This window comes from Paenibacillus sp. ISL-20 (assembly GCF_018613005.1).
In the GTDB taxonomy this organism is placed as follows: domain Bacteria; phylum Bacillota; class Bacilli; order Paenibacillales; family Paenibacillaceae; genus Paenibacillus_AQ.
The window spans coordinates 14,109-37,258 of sequence record NZ_JAGGRD010000034.1 but is presented as its reverse complement, the minus strand read 5'-3'; the positions used below and the strand labels follow the sequence as shown (position 1 = coordinate 37,258).

General features: G+C 41.8%; 20 protein-coding genes and 1 pseudogene. 18 read left to right on the top strand and 3 right to left on the bottom strand.

Features of this window, described 5'->3' with window-relative positions; genetic code table 11:
• Positions 1–225 precede the first annotated feature (225 nt).
• The 9 genes from J7E85_RS19775 to J7E85_RS19740 all read left to right on the top strand — a co-directional run bounded on the left by J7E85_RS19775 (position 226) and on the right by J7E85_RS19740 (position 10,678).
• Positions 226–390 (top strand): hypothetical protein, encoded by a 165-nt coding sequence (locus J7E85_RS19775; protein ID WP_215160697.1) that lies wholly within the window; start codon positions 226–228, stop codon positions 388–390.
• A 113-nt stretch (positions 391–503) separates the two neighbouring features.
• Positions 504–1,661 (top strand): ATP-binding protein, encoded by a 1,158-nt coding sequence (locus tag J7E85_RS19770; protein WP_215160695.1) that lies wholly within the window; start codon positions 504–506, stop codon positions 1,659–1,661.
• The gene (locus J7E85_RS19765; RefSeq protein WP_215160693.1) at positions 1,654–2,871 is read left to right on the top strand and encodes a hypothetical protein; all 1,218 of its coding nucleotides are present in this window, start codon (positions 1,654–1,656) and stop codon (positions 2,869–2,871) included. Before J7E85_RS19770 ends, J7E85_RS19765 begins: the two co-directional genes overlap by 8 nt.
• A 295-nt stretch (positions 2,872–3,166) precedes the next feature.
• Positions 3,167–3,301, top strand: coding sequence for a hypothetical protein (locus J7E85_RS34615; RefSeq protein WP_285228833.1), 135 nt, complete (start codon positions 3,167–3,169; stop codon positions 3,299–3,301).
• Positions 3,295–3,870 carry a site-specific integrase gene (locus tag J7E85_RS19760; RefSeq protein ID WP_251035864.1) on the top strand — a complete coding sequence of 192 codons (576 nt, stop codon included), beginning with the start codon at positions 3,295–3,297 and terminating at the stop codon, positions 3,868–3,870. Before J7E85_RS34615 ends, J7E85_RS19760 begins: the two co-directional genes overlap by 7 nt.
• A 206-nt stretch (positions 3,871–4,076) precedes the next feature.
• Positions 4,077–4,268 (top strand): DUF7695 domain-containing protein, encoded by a 192-nt coding sequence (locus J7E85_RS19755; RefSeq protein WP_215160691.1) that lies wholly within the window; start codon positions 4,077–4,079, stop codon positions 4,266–4,268.
• A gap of 244 nt (positions 4,269–4,512) precedes the next feature.
• Positions 4,513–7,776 (top strand): type I restriction-modification system endonuclease, encoded by a 3,264-nt coding sequence (gene hsdR / locus J7E85_RS19750; protein WP_215160689.1) that lies wholly within the window; start codon positions 4,513–4,515, stop codon positions 7,774–7,776.
• Positions 7,773–9,191, top strand: a complete 1,419-nt coding sequence (locus J7E85_RS19745; protein ID WP_215160687.1) for a class I SAM-dependent DNA methyltransferase — start codon at positions 7,773–7,775, stop codon at positions 9,189–9,191. The genes hsdR and J7E85_RS19745 overlap by 4 nt, the downstream gene beginning before the upstream one ends.
• Positions 9,191–10,678, top strand: coding sequence for a restriction endonuclease subunit S (locus tag J7E85_RS19740; RefSeq protein WP_215160685.1), 1,488 nt, complete (start codon positions 9,191–9,193; stop codon positions 10,676–10,678). The genes J7E85_RS19745 and J7E85_RS19740 overlap by 1 nt, the downstream gene beginning before the upstream one ends.
• A gap of 412 nt (positions 10,679–11,090) precedes the next feature.
• On the opposite strand, the gene J7E85_RS19735 is transcribed toward J7E85_RS19740, so the two are convergent.
• Complete coding sequence (locus J7E85_RS19735; RefSeq protein WP_215160683.1) at positions 11,091–11,438, bottom strand: helix-turn-helix domain-containing protein; 348 nt, start codon at positions 11,436–11,438, stop codon at positions 11,091–11,093.
• A gap of 274 nt (positions 11,439–11,712) precedes the next feature.
• Here J7E85_RS19735 and J7E85_RS19730 point away from each other — a divergent pair, with 274 nt between their 5' ends.
• From J7E85_RS19730 to J7E85_RS19705, 6 genes are all read left to right on the top strand, one after another.
• Positions 11,713–12,198, top strand: coding sequence for a hypothetical protein (locus tag J7E85_RS19730; protein WP_215160681.1), 486 nt, complete (start codon positions 11,713–11,715; stop codon positions 12,196–12,198).
• A 596-nt stretch (positions 12,199–12,794) separates the two neighbouring features.
• Complete coding sequence (locus tag J7E85_RS19725) at positions 12,795–13,124, top strand: nucleoside triphosphate pyrophosphohydrolase (RefSeq protein ID WP_215160679.1); 330 nt, start codon at positions 12,795–12,797, stop codon at positions 13,122–13,124.
• 355 nt (positions 13,125–13,479) lie between these two features.
• Positions 13,480–15,699 (top strand): MrcB family domain-containing protein, encoded by a 2,220-nt coding sequence (locus J7E85_RS19720; protein WP_215160677.1) that lies wholly within the window; start codon positions 13,480–13,482, stop codon positions 15,697–15,699.
• Positions 15,700–15,706: 7 nt separating this feature from the next.
• Positions 15,707–18,091, top strand: coding sequence for a DUF2357 domain-containing protein (locus J7E85_RS19715; RefSeq protein ID WP_353049534.1), 2,385 nt, complete (start codon positions 15,707–15,709; stop codon positions 18,089–18,091).
• Between the two features lie 105 nt (positions 18,092–18,196).
• On the top strand, positions 18,197–19,279 hold the full coding sequence (locus J7E85_RS19710) for an endonuclease NucS domain-containing protein (RefSeq protein WP_215160673.1): 1,083 nt from the start codon (positions 18,197–18,199) through the stop codon (positions 19,277–19,279).
• Positions 19,280–19,303: 24 nt separating this feature from the next.
• Positions 19,304–19,987, top strand: a complete 684-nt coding sequence (locus tag J7E85_RS19705) for a hypothetical protein (protein ID WP_215160671.1) — start codon at positions 19,304–19,306, stop codon at positions 19,985–19,987.
• A gap of 38 nt (positions 19,988–20,025) precedes the next feature.
• Here the strand turns inward: J7E85_RS19705 and J7E85_RS19700 are convergent, their stop codons facing one another.
• Entirely contained in the window at positions 20,026–20,274 is a 249-nt protein-coding gene (locus tag J7E85_RS19700; protein ID WP_215160669.1) for a helix-turn-helix domain-containing protein, read from the bottom strand.
• A 168-nt stretch (positions 20,275–20,442) separates the two neighbouring features.
• On the opposite strand from J7E85_RS19700, the gene J7E85_RS19695 reads away from it, so the two are divergent.
• The gene (locus J7E85_RS19695; RefSeq protein ID WP_215160667.1) at positions 20,443–20,922 is read left to right on the top strand and encodes a hypothetical protein; all 480 of its coding nucleotides are present in this window, start codon (positions 20,443–20,445) and stop codon (positions 20,920–20,922) included.
• A 149-nt stretch (positions 20,923–21,071) separates the two neighbouring features.
• On the opposite strand, the gene J7E85_RS19690 is transcribed toward J7E85_RS19695, so the two are convergent.
• Positions 21,072–22,400 carry an XRE family transcriptional regulator gene (locus tag J7E85_RS19690; protein WP_251035863.1) on the bottom strand — a complete coding sequence of 443 codons (1,329 nt, stop codon included), beginning with the start codon at positions 22,398–22,400 and terminating at the stop codon, positions 21,072–21,074.
• 273 nt (positions 22,401–22,673) lie between these two features.
• Here J7E85_RS19690 and J7E85_RS19685 point away from each other — a divergent pair, with 273 nt between their 5' ends.
• Positions 22,674–22,916: a hypothetical protein gene (locus tag J7E85_RS19685; protein ID WP_215160727.1), complete on the top strand. Its 243-nt coding sequence runs from the start codon at positions 22,674–22,676 to the stop codon at positions 22,914–22,916.
• Positions 22,832–23,023: pseudogene (locus tag J7E85_RS19680) on the top strand (transposase); the annotation flags it as partial. The gene J7E85_RS19685 and the pseudogene J7E85_RS19680, both read left to right, overlap by 85 nt.
• Between the last annotated feature and the right edge of the window lie 127 nt (positions 23,024–23,150).

Here is a 23,150-nt window from a genome sequence, read left to right as displayed (position 1 = left end):
CGCGGAAATTGGCAGCCTTTTATTTTGACATGGATACTAACTCTTTAGGTAGCTTGCTTTGAAGTAACTGACGAGCAGCAGCAAGTCTATCTCGACAAAAAGAAAAAAGAGAAGGCTGACAAAGCGGAATAGAAGCCAAGTTTATATTCAACTACGCGGCTCTGTGGCAGGGGAGTCGCTTCTTAATAAAACAAATAATTATAAAATTGTAGGAGGTTTTTTAATATGGCGAAGAACACAGGAAACGGTTATCGCAAAGGTGCAGTAAAGGATCGTACTCAATTCCAGTCACCAAACGGGAACTGGGCTAAACGTGATACAGATACGGGACGCATTATGGATCAGAAATCATCTGGTGGGAGGTTCAAGGGCGTTCGAACAGATAAGTAATACAGTCGAAAGAACCAGCAGACGATATACTGATGGTTCTTTCGCAATAATAGATGGTAAAATAGAAGGAATATTGTGAGATGTAATAAACAGTTCATAGAGAAGGTGACGTTTTGCGAGGTATAGACTTAGAAGATGAAATTAAAGCATTAATCTTATCCGAACGTGAAGATGACTACTGGGACTTCAAGCAACAGCACCATAGTAATGATGCTAATTTGCTCCATGACATCATTTGCATGGCAAACAATCGAGTTGATCGAGACGCTTATATTATCTTCGGAATCGCTGACAAGACCTTCGATGTGGTAGGGGTCGAGAATGATGGAAACCGCAGAAATCAGCAGCAGATGATCGATTTCTTAAAATCTAAGAAGTTTGTCTCTGGCATCCGCCCGCGAGTCGAGATTCGTACATTGCGGCTGACCAGACATGAAATCGATGTCTTGATCATCAAGAACAGTACCGATACACCATATTTTCTGACAGAGGATTTCCCTAACGTTGGAAGAAGGGTCCGCGCTAACCATATCTACACTCGAGTTAGTGACACCAATACCGACATTGATAAGAGCGCCGACATCAACAATATTGAGTACCTGTGGAAAAAGCGCTTCTTGTTGACCCGTTCCCCATTCGAGCAGATCATAAAACGGCTTGAGAACAAAGAGGAATGGGAAAGTGATGAGTATGTCTATTACAACATTTATAATCCCGAGTTTACCGTCATATTAGAGGATGATAATGAAGGACGTAAGCTAATACCCGAGTTCTATGCATATGCAATGACCAATTCGTCAACATTGTATCAAATGTTGAATATCAAATATTTCGGAACACAATTATACGGAAAACAGATAGTGATTCTGGATGGAGGAAGATATACTACGCCTACACCTGAATGGGAGTTTCTATATTTTGGTCAATACAGGATTCACGCTGATTATGCTCTAAAGTATTTTACGAAAGACAGTCCTGCCTACAAGATAAATGAGTTTCTCTTTAATGAAGATAATCAAGAACAGGGGTCTGCGAGGCGGAGGTTTTTCGAGGTTGTTCTGTTATTTGAGGATCTGCTGGAGAAAGATACGTTTCTTGGATATGTTCATCATCATAAAGACGATTTTCTAAGAAGATTGTCAGCATTAGATGGTGAGTGGTCTTGGATTGAAGCCAACACTCAACGTCAACAGGAGCAAGTCGTTAACCGTTTGAAAACAGGGAAAGTATTAAATCAGATGCTTTGTGAATTTCGGCTAATGGTTGATTAATTTGATAGGATTGAGAATTGAGGGATTAGCTATGGATGAATTAACTTTTTACGATCAAAGTATTCAAAGAATTGCTGAAATCATGAGATTTGATCTTTTTTCTGCTGCTGAATATCTCCAAGAAGAGTTGCAAAAAGATCCGGATGGTATACAGCATTTGGCATCGATAAGGAAACAGTTTTTAACAAAGGATGACGCTAATACTGGATTATATTACTTTATTAAGGACAATTACTTTTCACTCCAGACAGATGATAACGTAGATGCTCTTATCTGTATGGTCATCGAAATATCACATGCAAGTCGAATTCATTATCAGTTGCTTGCATTTGAAAAGTATAACCCTGAACAGCCCATTTTTAGAAAATACCCAGAACTTTTTCAGAAGATTCGTAAAAAAGCAAATGGTAATTTTGATTATGAATTAATTAGATTGGATGCTGTAAATTTCAATCCTCTGCCTAATATGCCGAAGTACAAAGCTTTCAAGTATAAAGATTCTGTCCTTTATATAGATAGTTACCTTGATTCAACAGTTCCATTCTATCTTATGCACAAATATGGAAAGGAACATTTACATATAAGACTTGACCCTCACTATATTTCCAAGAAAATGCCACAAATGCCGTTAGAAGAAGAATTTCTTCAACCGCCTAATCCTCATTGGATAGAGCGCTTAATAATTCATTCAGATCAACATGAGGGCACCGAGCTATTTCTACCGATGCACACAGAAATAGGCAATGAGTGGGAACATTTACAATGGTCTGAATATTCGAAAGGGATTAGAAAGCTACAAATAGTAGCTACCATGAAAAGCGAAGGAAATGGCAAGCATTTCAGCATGTCATTTGAGGAACTCTCAGAAGAAGCAATTGAAGATGGAATGTTAGTTGGTCGAATGATCCACTTGGATGCGATTGATTCTTACGATACTCCATTTGAAAAGGTAAGGCTTAATCATCTTGATCTTGCGGTTAATATATACAGAGGTGAGAGCATACAGGAACGAATGAATTCAACTTTGGCTTCTGGTAAAAGAATAACCGATGCTTCTGTTCGTACTCACCTAATTCGAGCCGATGACATTATGTTTTCAGACTTGCTTGAGATAGCTAACATGTTCTTTAAGTCAAAGACAATGATAGAAGAGTGGATTAACTATCAATTTAAATTCCGCACAGAGGATACCGAATCCAATGTCAAATAGTAAGATAAACGTTACATGAACCGACAGTAAAAATTACTGACGGTTTTATGTTGCTTTGGCTTTTATCAGATTTTTACCGTTGCATAAAGGGGTTCTTAAGCTGCCGCGAAAATCGGCAGCTATTTCTTTTATAACGGATATGTTACTGTCACTCAGACAATTTGAAGGTATTCTTTAATCACAAACTTCAGTCACATAGTTCAATCACAACTGCTGAATCACATATCTCCAATTACTTATGCAAATGCTTCCAGAGCAGTATAATAGGTTTATTAATTCCCAAGGGGCTAACCTAATGAAGGCATCTCCGGACTTTATCAAAGAGTTAGAGTTATTGTATGAGCAGTACGAACAAGAAGTATCGGAGAAGCTGAAAGCGGGTCTGCTTGAACCGAGTGCGGCTAAGAACCGTTTCATTGGCAGATGTTAATTTTGCTAGCCATAACAACTGGCCTTCGACGAGGAGAGCTAGTTGGGCTGGAATGGAAACATATTAATTTAGATACTGGAATTATTGAGGTTAAGCAAAGTATCTCGCTATCAGAGAACGGAGAAAGAATAATAACTGAACCAAAGACCAAAAAGTCTAAAAGAAAAATATCTCTACTGGACTCGATCATTGCGAATTTGAAAGAATACTACTTATACTCTCGCAAAAAAAGATTAACGTTAGGTGATGCTTGGAAGGGAGGAGAGCATTTCTTTGTATTCTCAAATTCTGAAGGTAATGCATATTACCCGGAGACACCTTATCTGTGGTTTCGTAACTTTTTGAAAAAGAATGGCCTTCGCTACATCCGGTTTCATGATTTAAGACATACTTCTGCGACATTATTAATAAATCAAGGCGTCCATGCGAAAATCATTTCCGAGAGGCTTGAGCATGCCAGCATCACTACGACAATGAATGTATATGGCCATGCTCTTCAGTCGGCCGACCGGGAAGCTGCAAATAAGTTTGATTCCATTGTTCCATTGAAAAAGAGAAAAACAAAGTAAGGGTATATCAAGAAGAGTGCTCATTGACGATTTTAACATAATGGACTAATATGGAAATTATTCAAGCTTGTAATGAGCATTTGCAGAATCATAGATATTAGGTCCGTAACGGACATAGGCGATTCCTTTGAGTAGACAGAGCTACTTCAAGGAATCTCTTTTATTTTCATAGAGGAACTGACCTATTTATTTGAAGGAGAAGTCATATGACGAAGAAAAGAATCATCCGCAATGCCGTGCGTTGTAAAAGCTGCCTTGCTATAATTGAATCAAAGACTACTCATGATATTACTTTTTGTTCTTGTGGTAAAGTTGGTGTTGATGGAGGGCATGACTACTTGCGACGCGTAGGTAGTTTGGAGGACTATGAAGAACTTACAGAATGGGTATCTATGTGATCTATTGATTCGGACTAAGTTAGGGCAATTAAAGAGGCTAAACAGCTATATTTAATCAGTGTCGACTAACAACGGATCTAGGCAACTCAAGTAGTGCTCTTCTGCTTTGTTGCGTAATTGTCCAAACTGGAATGAAGGAACATGTCGTCTTTATAGCGAAATAGGAGTAGTGCTTAAGACATATAGCGTTCTAGCTAGTTATATGCGGACATAGATAAATGCAACTTATCAAAGGAGGAGAAGAATGGAGTCTAATTTTGCATTCTTAGAAAGCAACTTTCCTGTACTTGGTCAAATTGGCGCAACAGCAGAAGAATATCTTTATTCGGACCCTAATTCTTGCTTGATCAAATTAGGATTACTGGGCGAAACAATCGTCAACCTCATGATGCAGTTTGATGGCATCCAACCTCCAAGCTACGACAACACGCACGCCAATCGTATTAAGCTACTGAAGGGCCAAGGACTGCTACCACGGGAAATTGATGATATCTTATACAGCTTGCGTATGACTCGGAATAAAGCAGTGCATGCGAACTATGATTCGCTTGAACAATGTAAAGTTCTAATGGGCATGGCCCATGAGCTAAGCATTTGGTTCATGCAAACTTATGGAGACTGGCAGTATAGTCCCCAACGGTTTGTGTTGCCTCTTGAAAAGTCTCAAGCTAAGGTTGATTATGAAGCGATCCTTCGTGAGAAAGAAGCTAGGATTGAAGAACTAACGAAGCTTGCTGAACAAGCTAAAGTGGCCCAGACTATGACGATTGAGGAGCGTACCTCAAGAGGCAGCCGTGCAGCCCAACAACTTCAACTTTCCGAGGCGCAAACAAGGTACATTATCGACGAGCAGCTACGTAAGGTTGGATGGGAAGCAGATACGGTTCATTTGCGATATTCGAAAGGCACTCGACCACAAAAAGGCCGTAACCTTGCAATTGCTGAATGGCCGACACGCAATTCCAGCGGTAAATCTGGTTATGCCGATTACGCTTTATTCGTGGGGCTTCAAATGGTCGGCATTATTGAAGCGAAGCGTCAATACACCGACATCCCATCCGTAATTGACAACCAATGCAAGGAATATGCACAATCCGTAAGTGAAGAACATGCTACTTATCAGGTGGGTAATTGGAATAAATATAAAGTACCTTTTGTATTTGCAACGAATGGTCGGAAGTACTTGAAGCAGCTTGAGACAAAATCGGGGATCTGGTTCCTCGATGTGCGTAAACAATCGAACATCTCCAAAGCCCTTCAAGGCTGGATGAGTCCCGAAGGCATTGTTGAGTTGTTGAACAAAGATACGGATACAGCTGATCAAGCCCTGGGCGCAACACCTTATGATTTGTTGAGGGACCCAGATGGCCTCAACCTTCGCGAATACCAGATTGAAGCGATTGAAGCCACAGAACAAGCCATTATCAATGGACAGGATAAAGTACTACTATCGATGGCTACGGGCACAGGGAAAACGAGAACGATATTGGGGATGTTGTATCGTTTCTTGAAATCTGGCCGTTTCCAGCGTATCTTGTTCCTCGTTGATCGCACTTCGCTTGGTGAACAGGCGCAGGATGTGTTCAAAGAAGTTAAAATTGAAGAACTCATGACACTAGATAACATCTACAACATCAAGGAGCTCAGCGACAAAGACATTGATAAAGAGACCAAAGTGCATGTCGCCACAGTACAAAGCTTGGTTAAGCGCGTACTCTACAATGAGGGTGAAATCATTCCTGCTGTTTCTGACTATGACCTTATTATTGTAGACGAAGCGCACCGCGGCTATATCTTAGACAAGGACATGAGCGACGACGAGCTGCTATATCGTAATCAGGAAGATTATATGAGTAAGTATAGCGCTGTCATCGATTACTTTAATGCGGTTAAAATTGGCTTAACGGCTACGCCTGCCATTCAAACGACACAGATTTTTGGGCAGCCAGTGTTCAATTACACCTATCGTCGAGCAGTGGTAGAAGGTTACCTTGTCGATCATGATGCGCCGCATACGATTGTCACCAAGCTAAGTAAAGAGGGAATCACCTATCAGAAAGGTGAAGTTGTCCCGATTTACGATCCTGTAACGGGAGAAATTACAAATAGTGGCGAGCTGGATGATGAGTTAAAATTCGATGTGGAGAAGTTTAACCGCCAAGTCATCACAGAGAACTTTAATCGCACCGTATTGACCGAGATTGCTCAGGATATTAATCCAGAGGGCGATGCGAAGACGCTGATCTTTGCCGTGGATGATAGTCACGCCGATGTCATCGTGAAGCTGCTTAAAGAAATTTACGAGCCATACGGTGTAGACAATGATGCGGTCATGAAGATTACAGGCAGTATTGGCGGAGGTAACCCTAAGAAAGTCCAGGAAGCGATCAAACGATTCAAAAATGAACGCTATCCCAATATTGTTGTTACCGTCGATCTGTTAACGACAGGCATCGATGTACCTAAGATTACTACTCTTGCCTTTATGCGGCGGGTCAAGTCACGTATTCTCTTTGAACAGATGATGGGTCGTGCAACACGTCTAAGCCCCGAGATCGGCAAGACGCATTTTGAAATCTATGATCCGGTTGGTGTATATGAATCCCTTGAGGATGTTAATACGATGAAACAAGTGGTTGTTCAGCCTTCTACATCATTTGATGATTTGTTGGATGGATTAGAAGAGTTGCCAACTGAGAAGCAACTGCAAAATCAAATTGATCTCATTGTTGCGAAGCTGCATCGCAAGAAGCGGAACATGACCAAAGATACCATGGCCCATTTCCGAGACATTGTACAAGGTGACACACCAGATCAGTTCATCGAGAAAGTCAAACATATGCCTGCAGAAGAAGCAAAAGCCTATGTTCTTGAACATCGGAAAGTCTTTGATATCATGAATGAAGGCGGCAGAGGGAAGCCAAGAGCCATAGTGATTTCGGATAAAGAAGATGAACTCGTCTCTCATGAACGTGGTTATGGTAAAGGCTTGAAGCCGAAAGACTATTTGGATGAGTTCAAAACATTCATTACGAACAACATGAACAAAATCGCCGCTCTCCAAGTGGTTTGTACAAAGCCTAGTGACCTTACGCGGGAAAGCTTAAAGAGTTTGCGATTGGAGCTGGATCGCGAAGGGTTTACAGAACAACAGCTGAATACTGCATGGAAGCAACTGTCTAATGAGGACATAACAGCGGACATCATTAGCTTTATTCGCAAGGAAGCGCTAGGATCTGTACTCGTCAGCCGAGCAGAGCGCACGAAACATGCGATTGCTAAGCTGAAGGAGAAGCATTCCTTTAATAAGATGGAGCTGGATTGGCTAGGGCGAATTGAAACGGTATTGTTACATGAGCCAATTCTGGATCGTGATCTATTTAATACGGGCGCTTTTAAGAATCAAGGCGGCTACAATCGCATTAATAAAGTCTTTCGTGATAAGCTAGACACCATTATTACAGACATTAATCAGTATTTATTTGAAGACAGGGGACAGTCAGCGTGAACAACCAAGAGATCGTATCAAAATTATGGAATCTATGTAACGTCCTCCGAGATGACGGTATTACGTATCATCAGTATGTAACGGAGCTTACCTATATCTTGTTCTTGAAGATGGCAAAAGAAACCGAAACGGAAAAAGAAATCCCAGAGCAATATCGTTGGGATATGCTGCTTAAGCCAAAGGGCATCGATCTTAAGAAGTTCTACAAGGAGCTGCTCAACCACTTAGGTGAGGATACCACAGGGCGAGTGCGTGAAATTTATGCAGGAGCATCATCTAACATCGATGAGCCCAAGAACCTTGAGAAACTCATTACTTCGATAGACGCACTCGATTGGTATTCGGCCAAAGAAGAAGGGCTAGGCAACCTGTACGAGGGCTTGCTCGAGAAAAATGCAAACGAGAAGAAGTCTGGTGCAGGCCAGTACTTCACCCCTCGTGTCCTAATCGATGTGATGACAAAGCTTGCTGATCCGAAGCCAGGCGAGCGTTGCAATGACCCTGCTTGCGGTACATTCGGCTTTATGATCGCAGCGGACAGCTATGTTAAGGATCAGACGGATGATCTGTTTGCGCTATCGCCTGAATTGCAGGAATTCCAGCGTAAACAGGCTTTTTCTGGCTCTGAGCTTGTACATGAAACCCATCGCTTGGCTTTGATGAATGCAATGTTGCATGATATTGAAGGACCAATCAAGCTAGGTGATACATTGTCTAATCAAGGTAAGGCGATGAAAGATTTTGATGTCGTGCTAACAAATCCACCATTCGGTACGAAAAAAGGCGGCGAGCGTGCGACACGTGACGACTTCACTTATCCTACGTCCAATAAGCAGTTGAACTTCTTGCAGCACATCTACCGCAGCTTGAGAGCAAACAATGAAGCACGTGCAGCTGTCGTCCTTCCAGATAACGTCCTGTTTGCAGATGGGGACGGCGCTTCCATCCGTAATGACTTGATGGACAAGTGTAACGTGCATACGATCCTACGTCTGCCTACTGGTATCTTCTACGCACAGGGCGTTAAGACCAATGTGCTTTTCTTTACGCGTGGCAAGTCCGACAAGGACAACACGAAAGATGTATGGTTTTATGATTTGCGCACCAACATGCCTTCATTTGGCAAAACAAATCCGCTCAAGGCAGAGCATTTTGATGCATTTATAGCGGCATATACATCGGAAGACCGTCGACAGGTACAGGATGAGCGTTGGAATGTGTTCTCCCGCGAGCAAATTCGTGAGAAGAACAACAGTCTTGATTTAGGGCTTATTCGGGATGAAAGTGTGCTTGATTACAACGATCTTCCAGATCCGATTGAAAGTGGAGAAGAAGTTGTAGCGCAGCTTGAAGAGGCAGTCGACTTGATTATGAGCGTAGTGAAGGAACTGAAGTCATTGGAGGTTAGTCGCTAATGGCTAGGGGAAAGAAGCAGAGTTTATCGGCAGAAGAGCTATTGGAACAGGCGTTGGTGCCCGAGGATGAGCAGCCGTATGAAGTGCCTGGAAATTGGGTTTGGACAAGATTGGGCATTCTTTCGGATTATATACAAAGAGGTAAGAGTCCTAAATACTCAGAAGATCAACAGTACCCTGTCATCTCACAAAAATGCATTCAGTGGGATGGATTTGATAGTAGTGTTGTAAAATTCATCAATCCTGAGTCCATTAACACATACGGTGATGAAAGATTTATTCAAGTAGGGGATATACTTTGGAATTCCACAGGAACAGGCACGATTGGCCGATTGAATATTTATAACAATGAACTAAGTGAGTTCAACAGAGTAGTAGCAGATTCGCATGTAACTATAGTAAGGATAAGTAAGATTAACAACAATTATGCTTACTTTTACCTATGTAGCCCACGAGTTCAAGATGGGATTGAAAACAGAGCAACAGGTACGACAAATCAAATCGAACTAAATACATCGACCGTCGTTAGAATGCTTATACCACTCCCTCCTCTCGCTGAACAACAACGCATTGTCGATCGTATTGAAAGCCTGTTTGCTAAGCTTGATCAGGCAAAGGAATTGGCACAAAATGCTTTAGTTAGCTTTGAAACACGTAAAGCCGCTATCCTACACAAAGCTTTTACAGGAGAGCTCACCGCGAAATGGCGGGAGGATCATCAGCATTTAGTTAATACAGTGTTACCAGACATAGCATTATTCGCAAACAAGCTCTCTAAAAAAAATAAAGATCTGATTCTTGAAGCCCAAGCAGTAGCAGAACCCTCGAATATTGCCAATTGGTACAACTGCACTATTGGAGCAATTGGTACAGTGACTAATGGTAGTACACCATCTAGGCAATCTGAGGAGTATTGGAATGGAGATATTTCTTGGGTTAGTTCAGGAGAAGTAAGAAACAACGTAATCAATTTAACTAAAGAAAAAATAACGCAATTAGGTTATGACAACTCTTCAGTAAAACTGCTTCCCGTAGGTTCAGTATTGATCGCTATGATCGGTGAGGGGAAAACAAGAGGGCAAAGTGCAATTTTGGAAATACCAGCTACCACTAATCAGAATGTCGCGGCGATTGTGATTGAACATGGATTTGTATCGTCTAGATTTCTATGGTATTGGTTACAGAAAGAATACCAGAACAATCGGAGCAGAGGTAACGGAACAGGCCCACAGGCTCTAAATTGTCAACGAGTTCGAGAGTTGGATTTCATTGTTCCTCCCCTTCTAGAGCAACAAGAAATTGTTAGAATATTAGACAATTTGATTGAAAAGGAAAACCAAATTAATGGGCTTGTTGATGTAATTGATCAGATCGATCTTATGAGAAAAGCAATTCTTGCCCGCGCTTTTCGTGGTGAACTGGGAACGAATGATCCGACAGAGGAAAGTGCATTCGAATTGCTAAAGGAAGTTGTCTTGCCTCAGTAATATAGCGAGTTTATTTGTGTCGTTCCAGATCCCTGTGATCACATCTATGATCACGAACCCTGGATTATCAACGGAAATTCGAGGGAACAGGAAATCAAGCCGAAGTCCGAAAACCCGTACTACAGTTTGGACACTTCGATTCATTGCAGGAAACGGTGCATACCAGACTGGCAGCGATTAGATCAGGATTAACCCTTTTCGTAAGATGACTAGAACTTGTTGACGAACATCGTCAACAAGCAATCAAACTCAAACAAAAGGGACAGTACACATTGGTTAAAACCCTTATAAATCAAGGGTTTTAACCAACTAACACAGAACCCAACCAACTCCCACATGCTCCCGCATACAGTGCATGTTCATCCTATGCTCTAACCTCTAAAAAAGCTGATCGGACTCCGATCAGCTTTTTTTAACTATTTCCATCAATCCGCCTAAAAATTTCATTTAGTATATTTCGGACCATCTCAATATCTTTCGGATCTCGTTCTCTTAGTAAAGAGATAATGTCTTTCATACCCGATTCCTCTGACAGTTCTTCCTGTTCTTTCAAATATGTAAAAAGCTCATACACTCCAACATCTAATGCACTAGCAATCTTCGCCAGATTCTTCATGGAAACATTACGCTCGGCTCGTTCAATAAATCCTATATAACTTATATTGAAGCCAGCCTTTTCTGCTAATGCTTCTTGAGATAATCCTCTTAATTTACGAAGATCCTTTATACGTGCTCCGACTAATTTTAAGACATCAGGCATCTTTACACCTCTCTTTAATAGAAGTGTAGGGAATGTTTTGATTCGTAATAATACATAGATAATAAGTTATTTGAATAAATTACTACTATACGGTAATATTGTATGTAGTTTGTATTTATTTATGCATCCTAAGTGAGTATTTATTTCTATATGTTTACTCTTTTTGATCAACTGAGCTAGAAATATTTTTTTTGCATCTGCAATTTTGGAAAGACCATAAAAGAATTCAGTCGCAGCTGGGGTATCCCCAATAACGGATTAGGAGCTGACGTATGTGAATCATTTAACCTCCATCGATGAATGCAGAGATAGCAAAGATAGGCTGTTAAAAATTCAGGAATACTCTATTCATTCCAAATTAATGATTAAGATGCAGCATTACGTACAGATCTATATGAACTCAGCAGCCCGGTTGATGCATCCGACCTCTGCTCATGTATGTATCTTGTTTAGTGATCGCGCTTTAGGATGCATGCTCAAGGCATTGTATATGAAGGAGAATAATTGCATGTTTTCTCCATCTTACTTTTCGCTTCAGGATATCATCCAGCTAACGGGACAGAATTCCACTCCGGATTTGGATAAGGTAATGTTTATCCATACTCTTAATTTTGTGGTCGGCTGTAATGATGCTTCAATTTTTCAACACATGAATGCCTCGCAGCTTGAGAAGCTTCTGAACCGCGTGGACGATGTGCTGATTCACCTATCGGGTAGAGTAGCATCCAATCCTTCTGAGTTGTATCGCTCGATTTTTTAAAGATAAGCATTTAAAAATTGAAAGCATGTTGAAACAAGATATCATTATGCGTAGATACTGGAGGTATCTTCATGATCATCCAACTGGGCAATTTGAAGTGAATTCCGGACCATTGGTTCTGAGTCTTTTTTGTTTCTACACTAACCTTGAATGATAGGGAGAGAGTTTAAAAGGTACCTTTTTTCTATCGAGATGCTGGCTCTATTAACGGGGTGCCAGAAGGCCCCCCGAATAAAGCATTCGAGACATAGAGACGAAAGGGTGCGAATGCTGTAAGTGCATTTGAAGAAGCAATCCGTACTGCTCGCAAGTAACCTAATGATGCCGAAAGAACAGGACCGGATTACGAAAATGATATTCATCTTATAGACCAATTCCCTGTTCACGTGTTTATATAATAAAGGTTGAGACTATTGCCCTGAAATTGGATTACCATTATTAATTTAAATGGATTTGGTTAAACATGGAGGCGAGATCCTGGTTGGAGACGATATATTGAACCGATCCAGGGGGGGCGTAAGGAAATGAGCATCTACTCTACACTTCCTTCGGTGTGATACAATGGTCGAAATTAACCATGTAAAGGATGAGATACTATGCCGGTTTACAATAAGCTAGTTCGAGATCTTATTCCCCAAGTAATTGAATCTACAGGTAAAGAATTTCGTACACGTATCTTGGATGAAGAAGAGTATACGAAAGAATTGGTCGTAAAGCTCAAGGAAGAGTCTGAGGAATACTTTGCCGCTCAAAGTTCAAAAGAATCGTTGGAAGAGCTTGCAGATATGCTTGAGGTTATTCGGGCGTTGGTCGTCGTACATGGTGCAACATGGGAAGAATTAGAGGTCTTGAGAGAGAAGAAGGTGGAATCTCGAAGTGGTTTCCAGGAACGGGTGTTTTTAATCGATGTCCACGACAACGCTTAATATCAGTCTGATTACAGAATTAAGCAGATACTTTAATCATCAGGATGTAAAATACTTCTGTATCTTTATCAAATACCCATTACATTATTTACATAGTTGGCTGCTTCGTATAATAATTCAAATTTTGATTTATAGGGGCATTGGTATTGATTTGTATTAAGTAGCAATCAATTCAGCTTAATTCCCTTAAGGTTTAGATTAAACCAAGCTTTTTCATGACCGATATTAACTATAAGATATTAGTTTCCTTGATATTTGTACTAATGATGTCAATAGCACCTCTTAGTCTATACCACTGTTTGGAATTAATTCCGTTTAAAATAGTTATAACCTTGCTAAATCCCTGGAGGTCCTAATGCTACCAGAACAACTCTCATCCATATTTCGCACCAAACAAAAATCCTACAAAATGGTCCTAGTTCTTTCACTTATCGAACATTACCAACAGACCCATTCGCTCTATTTCCCGCTCGGCATGATTGCTGAGCGGTTTTTGGCATACTTTCAAGAGAATAGTAAGCTAGGTGAGAGAGTAGATTCACCTCCCCTTGGCAAGGCGAGTCACTGGGATGATTTTACCTTATCCCAAACCATAAGCTTGCTTAAAACACCGTTGGAGGCGCTCTCGACAATCTTAGAAGTAGATCATGGCAAGGAAACAGTAACATTCCGTCCTGATATAGCCGACAAACTAGATGACCACGTCATTCAAGAGTTAAAAGAGTACGCTTTAACCGAGCTCCATAACTATAACGATAAGTTAGGAGAGTCAGTATTCTCCATTCGAAATGCACTGTCCGAAATTATGAACAGTTACATAGTAGCTAGAAACAAAGCATTTGCAGGTCATTCGTTAGGAACTCTATTCAGACAGACGATCCCCGAGCAGTTAAGATCACTTTCTTTTATCGATCCCAACTATAAGATCCAGGGTTCGGTTGGTCAGGGGAACTGGGCCAACATTCCTTGGATCGCGGTGATGGATAAGCGGTTAACGGATACAACGCAGCACGGTGAATATATCGTTTATTTATTTTCAGAGGATATGGAGTCTGTCTATCTTACATTAGCTCAAGGGGTTACTGTACCCAAAGATGAGCTTGGTAAGAAAGAAGGGTACCACTACCTTGAGCAGAAGGCCAGTGAGCTCCGTCAACTCCTTCCACTGGAAGGTCTGCAGAAGGATGATGGCATTAACCTTACCTCGAGAAGCGGTCTCGGCCGCGACTACCAAGTCTCTACGGTGGCGTATATCCGCTATGATCGTGATGCCATTCCAGATGACGATCGATTACTGGCCGATCTAGAGAATGTTGTCTCTAACTATAAAATGTATGTGGACCATGTCATTAACAATAAAGGCGTAGATGAAGAGATGCCATCGAAAGAAGAGAAGGGGAACCCGTCTTTGAGTTCATTAACTGTGCCAGAACAAATCGAGCAAATCCAATCATATATCTCCCAACGAGGATTCCATTATCCTCATGGCCTTATCGAGAACCTGTACCTCTCCCTAAAAACCAAGCCTTTTGTCATTCTGGCAGGGGTATCGGGTACCGGCAAAACCAAGCTCGTTAAGCTTTTTGCTGAAGCATTAGGTGCCACGGGGGATAATCGTCAACTTACACTGATCCCCGTTCGGCCAGACTGGAGCGATCCTTCGGATTTGCTAGGATACAAAGACTTATCCGGAGTGTTCCGAGCTGGACGCTTAGCAGAGGTGCTTGTTGAAGCTTCTCAGCGTGAGAATCAGCACAAGCCTTATTTTGTCTGTCTGGATGAAATGAACTTGGCCCGAGTAGAGTACTATTTCAGCGATGTGCTCAGCGTGATCGAGACGCAGGAATGGAAACAAGATCGGATCGTTACTTCAAAGCTAATTAACCGGGAGTCCTTGCTACCCGAGGATCAAACGGTATATGGGGACTTGTCCATTCCAGATAATGTGTATCTGATTGGAACGGTGAACATGGATGAGACGACGCATCCTTTTAGCAAAAAGGTACTGGATCGGGCGAATACGATCGAGTTTAATTATATTGATTTGCAGCAATATCCGAGCTTAGAACTGCAATATGAGGGAGTGCCTTTGGCTGTGCATAACTCGTTCTTACGAAGCGAGTATTTGCAACTGGTTGACGTGTATTCCGAGTATACGGAGTTAGTTCATGCGACCACGGAGAAGCTGGTGAAGATTAACCACATCCTAGAAGAGATCCATTCTCATGTTGGATTTCGGATTCGGGATTCGATCTGTTTTTATATGATATACAATCAGCGCCATGAGCTGCTCTCGAATGATGAGGCCTTTGATCTTCAGCTCCTTCAGAAAATCCTACCTCGCGTCCAAGGCAGTAGCCTATCTGTGAAGCGGGTACTCCTCAAGCTTCTGCAAGGGGCACTAGGGAGAACTTTGCCAGTGTCAGAACTTATGGATGACGCGTCGGAAATTTATCTAAAATGGAATGACAATGAAGAGGAAGGTAAGGCTAAACATCCTCTAAGCGCTCGGAAAATCACCTTTATGCTACGGAGGTTAGAAGAAGATGGATTCACCTCTTACTGGCTCTCTTAATCAAAGCGTGGAACTACTGCGAGTCGAGACTAACCTCTTCAATCTCTATATTCAGGGCAAACCGTATCATCCTACGGTGGAGTCTATGCAGCTTCATCGCAGCAAAGATGGGGATTGGATTGATACAAGCTTGCAGGTTCATTCCCTTTCGAGTGAATTAAGGATCGAGCAGATTTCAGTGTTCTCACCGGAAACAGGAGTGCTCACCCCATGGGAGGTAGGGGAGAAGAGTTGGCCGCTATTTTTCGAAACGCAGTCGTATGAGCTCGTTGTGGAGAAGAAGCAGACGCTGCCTCTAACCTTCCATCATGAGAATGCTAGGGTAAGACAAGCAATAAAGTCACTTGGCCAATCCATCCTGTCGGGAATCTTGAACTTTCAGAACGAGGTTGGTCTTTCCGATCTGGAGCTTAGGCTAAACGGACAGGCTGTTTTTCAGTTACAACTAGAGATTTTTCCTTCCAAAATGGATTACAAAGAAGATTATCAAATGATACTAAACGATGTGAATCGGCAGATTTATAATTTGTCTTTTGATTTTCTTCGCAAAACGTACCATTTAACCGGATTAAAAGAAACGAAACATCAAAGTCTTACGGAATTTTTTGCAATTCTCCAACATGTGTTTGAACAGCTTGTTCAAGCGGTGGAGCGAATACAGACTTCTCCTAACTACAAGCTAGAGAAAGAGATGAGGAAGGTTGAGGCAGCAAGAGTTAAGAAGACACGTAAAGAAAACATAGCGTACCTGACCAAACACCCTCATTTACTTAGACAAGACGATAAGATCGGTTTTATTCCAGTCAACGGTCAATCCTTATACCCTACCCATGCCTTGGAAATGAAACGTCGAATCCAATATGACACGATGGAGAATCGATTTGTACGGTGGGTGCTGGAGCGCATATCGAAAAAATTAAAGGAATTGAAATCAAAGATATCCGGTAGTGCTCGAATGCAAGATCCCCTCTTAATGAAGCGGATGAGCTCTATGCAGAGTCAGCTGCAGCGATTGCTAAAACTGGATTTTCTAAACGTTGGTGGGATGAAGCAACTATCCGTAACTTTAGTATTGCAAATGGCACCTGGATATCGGGAAGTATATCGCAATTATTTGATGCTCATGAAAGGTTTATCGATCCAAAGTGACTTGTTCCATCTCTCGATGAAAGACTTGGCGCAGCTGTACGAATACTGGTGCTTCTTGAAAATCCATGATCTTCTCAGTCAGAAGTATGAGCTTCTCAAGCAAGATATCATCAAGGTTCAGCGCTCCGGAATTTTTGTGACGCTGGACAAGTCGGCCAGCGCTAGGATGGTGTACAAGAACCCGAGTAATGGGGAAATATTTTCGCTCTATTACAACGCACTTCCTAAAGGCGACCGAAGCGCTACGCTCGGCCAGAAGCCGGATAATGTGCTGACGCTAAAGAAGAACGATGCTACGGTGGAGTATAAGTATATTTTTGACGCGAAATATCGGATAAATCCTGCATACGAGGGAACTCCTTATTATTATAAATACAAGCAGCCAGGTCCGGAGGAAGACGATATCAACACGATGCATCGGTACCGGGATGCAATTGTGTATTCAAACAAGCAAGAGCAAGAGTATGAACGGAGTATGTTTGGGGCGTATGTGCTCTTTCCGTATCATGATGAGGAGAAATTCCGAGAGCACAGTTTTTATAAGAGTATCGAGCTCGTCAATGTAGGAGCCTTCCCGTTTCTACCCAACTCAACAGAGCTACTGGAAGAATTCCTGGATGAGCTCATTAAGGACAGTCCGGAAAAAGCATACGAACGCTCGACGAGACCTCGAGGTACGAAGAGTTACTACCAGGACAAGATGGCTGGCAAAAACGTGTTAGTAGGTTCACTCAAAGAGCCATCCCAACTAGAACAGGCACTGGAATTAAACTTTTACCATATTCCCCTTGAAAATGTGACGGATCATAAGATTCTAACGCAGATCGAATATATTGCCCTCTATCAATCGAAGGGAAAGTTCGCTTCTACCGGAGAAACAGGCATTCACTGGTACGGACGAGTGGCTGACTGGAAGGTACTTCGTCGCAAGGAAATTACCGAACGTCCCGCGAGGCGGGGATCTGAGGAAAAGCTGTATGTAAAATTTACGATCGATAGGTGGATGAAACGGGATAAACCGATTGTTTCAGGTGGACGAGGAATCTACACGGCTCTGTATACATCGAAGTATATTTTCGACCGGGCTGCAGAGATTGCGGAACTGAAATTAGAGACAGAAGAAGATCTGATAAAGTGGCGTGAGCATAGACGAGTTGGAACGGTAAGGGTGGAATTGGATCATGAGCAGGTGGATTTAGCTAAGCGGGTGCTAGGAATTCATAGGAATCAAGCAATAGACTAGAAGTAGATACTATTGAAATTTATTGATAATGATTAATAAGAAGTTGCAGGAATCTCCGAAGATTAAAGATATAATCGGAATTTAATGGTGAAGGAGCAAATTCGAATGCCAATTGAACTAGGGATATGGAAAATCAACGGAGCAGTGGAGAGAGTTCATTTTTCAAGTATCGAGACCGAGCGTAAGCTCGAGGATGTAATCACCAATGATATTAGCATTATAGACCCCTCTTTGATGCTCATCGGAAGGCAGATCAGCACGGCTTTTGGTAAATTCATTGATATCTTGGCTATGAATGCTGAAGGAAACCTGGTTGTGATCGAGCTAAAGCGTAACAAGACTCCACGGGAAGTCGTTGCGCAGACACTGGATTATGCTTCTTGGGTTCAACAGCTGACTTACACGGATATCATAGGAATCTACAGTGAGAAGAATCCAGGAAAGCAGCTGGAACAAGAGTTTGTAGACCATTTCAAAACTGATTTTCCTGAAAGCTTGAATGAGCTACATCAATTAATTATCGTCTCGTCTGAGCTGGATCCAGCTACCGAGCGGATCATCAACTATTTGACGAGCTTCGGGGTTCCGGTGAATGCGCTTTTCTTCCATTATTTCAAGGATGGAGATAGTGAGTATTTAGCCAGGAACTGGCTCATTGATCCGAACCAAGTGGAGGCTAAGACTTCAAGCGCGACGTCCAAAAAGACAGGAAAAGCTCCGTGGAACGGAAAAGACTATTATGTCTCGTTGGGAGACGGTATTCATCGGAACTGGGAGGACTGCAGACGATATGGCTTCATTTCGGCGGGGCAAGGAAGGTGGTACAGTAACACGCTGAATCTTCTCAAGCCAGGTGCTCGAATCTTTGCATGCATTCCAAAAGTAGGGTATGTCGGCGTGGGCATCGTTGAAGACGAAGTCGTGCCTATCAAGGATTTTCAAGTGGTGGTCGATGAGGAGAATATACCGCTTCTCGAGGCCGACTTACAAGTCAGCATGGATATGGATGTCGATGATCCCGATCTGTGCGAGTACGTGGTACGCGTGAATTGGCTTAAGACGGTTCCGAAGCATGAAGCGATTTGGGAAAAAGGGATGTTCGCGAACCAGAACTCAGCATGTAAATTGAGAAACCAGTTCACGATCGAAACTCTGACGGAGCATTTTCAATTAGATGAGGAATCGTAAATTATTAGAATTAAGGAAATTCCAATGATAAATATAAATAGCCAACTTGATGATCTATTTGAGCAGTGGAAAATGCATAGTGCGTGCGGTGAGGGAATTTTTATCCCAGATGGGCATGTGAACGAGGAAGCGTGGTCAGGCGCAGAGCTTAAAGTGGTGGTACTTTTGAAAGAAGTGAATTCATCCGATAGTGGGTGGAATCTGCAGCAGTTTGTACGAGAGAAGGGATATTTCAAGGAAAGCAGTACCTGGCCTACACTTATTCGGTGGACATATGGAATCCTGCATGGATTCCCGGAATATCAAGAGGTTGAACGGCGATATGCCGAGATCAAGGAAGAGGCTGACGCATTTTTTCGAAAGGTCTATTTTGCCAATGTGAAGAAGATCGCTGGTGGCTCGCAGGCAAACCATACCAGTATCGAGCGCCACATGCAGGAGACCGGCGAACTTCTTCTTAAACAAATTAGGATCGTCAATCCCGATCTGGTTCTTTGCTGCGGCGATGTCATATTCCAAGGTGTTCATGACCTATTAAAGAGAGAAGGGCCTTGGTCTTTTGAGCTTAGGCAGACTTCTGGTGGCCTGGAGTACATAAGGTGGGCAGACACCCAAACAGTCATTATTCGTTACCATCACCCGAACGCATATTATCCAAGAGCAATGTCCTACACCTATCTCATGAGGGAAATTCAGAAAATCCTCTAGTCTAAAGTTGAAAAATTCACCAGCTTGAGAGGATCACTCTAATTCTCTAATTCCCTCTCATATCCCTCAATCAAAACCGAAGCCTTAACATGAAGCGCCCTTGCTAATGCAGTAATCGTTAGCAGAGTAGGTGCTTTTTCTCCGTTCTCTAGTTCACTAATATAAGACCGATCGACACGGGAATACAGGCTCAGCTCATCTTGGGTGAGCTTTTTTTCTTTACGAATATTTCGGAGAGCTCTGCCGAAGGCTAGTAACTCTATGGATTTATCATTATGATTAGCCACGTTATAACCCCTTAATAGATAGTTGAATTCATCTTATGTGTTTCTATAAGAGAATTTCAGTAGGTTATTGCCTACAAAATGGTTGGAATGGTATAATACAGATACTGGAAAATACTGAATTGGATAACTAGAGTATGTTCTTAGTGAAAAATGGGAGTGAAGCTAATTATGAAATCGACGGTAACAAGAGATACTGACCTGAATGTGAATACATCCTCCCAACATGAGGAAACAGGCGGCTTTTACCAGGATATGATTGTTCTTCATGCTAGCTGCTCTCAAGAATATATGAATTTATCTTTGCATTTCTTTGACAAAAACATGCATCACGTCAGTTTATTACTATGCAACAGGGCATTAGAATCCATGCTAACCGCTTTATATATAAAGAAGGAGAGAAGGCAGCCTATTTCAAATATGTTGCTAGAAGAAATACTGCGGATGTTCCCCAAAGACTCGGAGATGAATGTGGAGCCGTTGATATTTATACAATCCTTATCCTTTTTATCACAGGAGAACTCCCTTATTAGCAAAATGGGGCCCGTACATCTAATGAACCTGATTAAGAAAGCGGATGAGTTCCTTCTTCAGATATCTAGCCAACTAGAATTACCCTATGAACCATACCATTCTGTTTCTGAGAAATAAAGCTAGCCGAGTACAATGAAGAGCCAAGGCTAATGTAGCGATCAGCCTTGGCGCTATTTTCAGTTCTCTAATTCACTGATATCAGATCAGTTCATCTTGGGAGCCTGCTGCTGCAGTTAAGCTACCATAACACTAAAGCTCCTGTGAAGCTAAGGATGAATGAGAGTGCCGTTAACTTTTAATTGTTTTCGTATTGTAGCATACCTTTCTAGATCGTCATGATTTAGCATAGATTGAATATGCTCCATGGTTGTGCTGCATCTTACGATATTAATTTCAAAATTGATGGTGTATGAGAATTCTAAACTATCCAGTATATATTTTGATCCTTTTTTAATGTTACCCTTCCGTATATAATACATGCCGACATCGGTAAGGAATTTAGCAAATCGGTCATCAATTAGTTGTTCGTTATAACTACCAACTGGTTCTCGTCGCTTGAGATGATCCCTGATCAGATTCTCAAATCTTTCGAGATATTCATCAAATTCAAAATGATACATGTTAGCTGCTTGGATGATTTTAAATAAAGCTCTTAGTATTTCGTTCTCCTTGGAAGAGATATACTCGATGTATGGTTCAAGTACTTCTATGTTGCCTTTCATTAGTTCATATAGATAACGGTTGCCTCTAGCCCATTCCCTGAATTGTTCCTTGGTACGTTCGGCAGCTTCATCTGATTCTATAATCCAGCTTTGATCCTCATAACAGGATAAATAACAAATTGCTTGATCATAATCATCGTTATCTGCAGCTATGGAGCCTAACAGCAAATCGGAGTATAAAATATATCCAAACAACGCTTTGGCTGGCTCTATAGGCTTCCTATGTGGCCTTTTTTTATTATGTTTTTGTGCGTACAGCATTCTGGAGATGCGTCCCATTTCCTGAGCATAGTGCTTTGCTCTATTCCTTTTACGTAAGGACAACAACGTATCAGTTAAGTCTTTTAAAGCATCTAATTGAACCCCTTCAGGAAGTCGCTTGATATAAACTTCAAATTGTATGGTACAGTTCAGATTATGCTCCTGATCCGAGTTTAGGGAGCAAGTAAATATCCTGTATTGACACAAACCTAATCTTTCAGCATGCTGGTGTTTTTCACTTTCGGCAACTTTTTTGTATATGATCAGAGCAGCTTCCCGATTTCCCTTGTGAAATAATGCTTCAGCGCTATCAAAGAGTAGGGATGAATAAGCTGGGTTATCGATGATCAAATTAACAGCCTGATCGATGCAGTAGAGTTTCCCTAGCTCGGCACATCGCATGATAAAGGGACCAAGTCGCCTCCAGTTCGGTGTTGATTCATTTACATATAGAGGATAAAAAAATCCTTCTTCCAGATTCATGGCTTTAGTGATTAAATCAAGACTTAGAACGGAAAGGGGCTGGTTCCCATTGATAAAGCGGCTGAGGGTTCCAGAATTGATTCCCGATTTAATTGCAAAAGAGGAAATGCTGAGTTTTTCCTTCTCCAAGTAACGTAATAGCTCCGTACTGATTGTTCTGTCTGTAGGTACCAAAGATACTCGCCTCCAGATCCGAATTCCATTTTTAGGGAAATGACTTATATAAGTAAGTTAATGTATAAATATACGATGGGTCAATAGCTTTGTAGTATGATAAGGGAGGCATTCTATAATAAAGGGGAAAAACGTAGCTATATAGGGCGTAATTAAAAAACGAACATCACCGCTCGAATCGCCAAATCGGGTAATAAACAGTAAGATCAACCCAAGGTGGCGATAAAAATGAAGAACGAAGAAATCGAGCGATTGAATACAGCCATGAAAGAAACATCGGATAAACGGCTTTACGAAAGGTACCTAGCCGTACGTCTTCGTTTGGAAGGACACTCGTTTGCAGAGATCGGTGATTTGCTCGGTCGCATTCGTCAAACCATCATCGTGAAGAAGAAAAGGCTGATGTGGACGCCTTTATTCGCTTCCTCGAGGATCTTCTGTCCGCGTACCCGAATGGAAAAATCGCCATGATTTTAGATAACAGTCGGATTCATCATGCCACCGGGTTGCAGCCTTTTCTGAAGAAACATCCGCGCCTGCACTTGGTGTTTTTGCCGCCATATAGTCCAAACCTGAATTAGGTTTTAATCTTAATTTCGTTTTATATAGCGAGAAATTCCGGCTCGGTACATTGGGGATTACGAAGAACGGCAACGGGGATTAAGCTACGGAGACTGACGGCCAGATCGTCCCTTTGCCGATTGG

What these genes read in the sequence shown, in the direction of transcription:
- J7E85_RS19775 (WP_215160697.1), top strand. Translation starts at nt 226, where the DNA reads ATGGCGAAGAACACAGGAAACGGTTATCGCAAAGGTGCAGTAAAGGAT.
- J7E85_RS19760 (WP_251035864.1), top strand. Translation starts at nt 3,295, where the DNA reads ATGTTAATTTTGCTAGCCATAACAACTGGCCTTCGACGAGGAGAGCTA.
- J7E85_RS34615 (WP_285228833.1), top strand. Translation starts at nt 3,167, where the DNA reads ATGAAGGCATCTCCGGACTTTATCAAAGAGTTAGAGTTATTGTATGAG.
- hsdR (WP_215160689.1), top strand. Translation starts at nt 4,513, where the DNA reads ATGGAGTCTAATTTTGCATTCTTAGAAAGCAACTTTCCTGTACTTGGT.
- J7E85_RS19735 (WP_215160683.1), bottom strand. Translation starts at nt 11,438, where the DNA reads ATGCCTGATGTCTTAAAATTAGTCGGAGCACGTATAAAGGATCTTCGT.
- J7E85_RS19710 (WP_215160673.1), top strand. Translation starts at nt 18,197, where the DNA reads ATGCCAATTGAACTAGGGATATGGAAAATCAACGGAGCAGTGGAGAGA.
- J7E85_RS19720 (WP_215160677.1), top strand. Translation starts at nt 13,480, where the DNA reads ATGCTACCAGAACAACTCTCATCCATATTTCGCACCAAACAAAAATCC.
- J7E85_RS19685 (WP_215160727.1), top strand. Translation starts at nt 22,674, where the DNA reads ATGAAGAACGAAGAAATCGAGCGATTGAATACAGCCATGAAAGAAACA.
- J7E85_RS19755 (WP_215160691.1), top strand. Translation starts at nt 4,077, where the DNA reads ATGACGAAGAAAAGAATCATCCGCAATGCCGTGCGTTGTAAAAGCTGC.
- J7E85_RS19740 (WP_215160685.1), top strand. Translation starts at nt 9,191, where the DNA reads ATGGCTAGGGGAAAGAAGCAGAGTTTATCGGCAGAAGAGCTATTGGAA.
- J7E85_RS19725 (WP_215160679.1), top strand. Translation starts at nt 12,795, where the DNA reads ATGCCGGTTTACAATAAGCTAGTTCGAGATCTTATTCCCCAAGTAATT.
- J7E85_RS19705 (WP_215160671.1), top strand. Translation starts at nt 19,304, where the DNA reads ATGATAAATATAAATAGCCAACTTGATGATCTATTTGAGCAGTGGAAA.
- J7E85_RS19695 (WP_215160667.1), top strand. Translation starts at nt 20,443, where the DNA reads ATGAAATCGACGGTAACAAGAGATACTGACCTGAATGTGAATACATCC.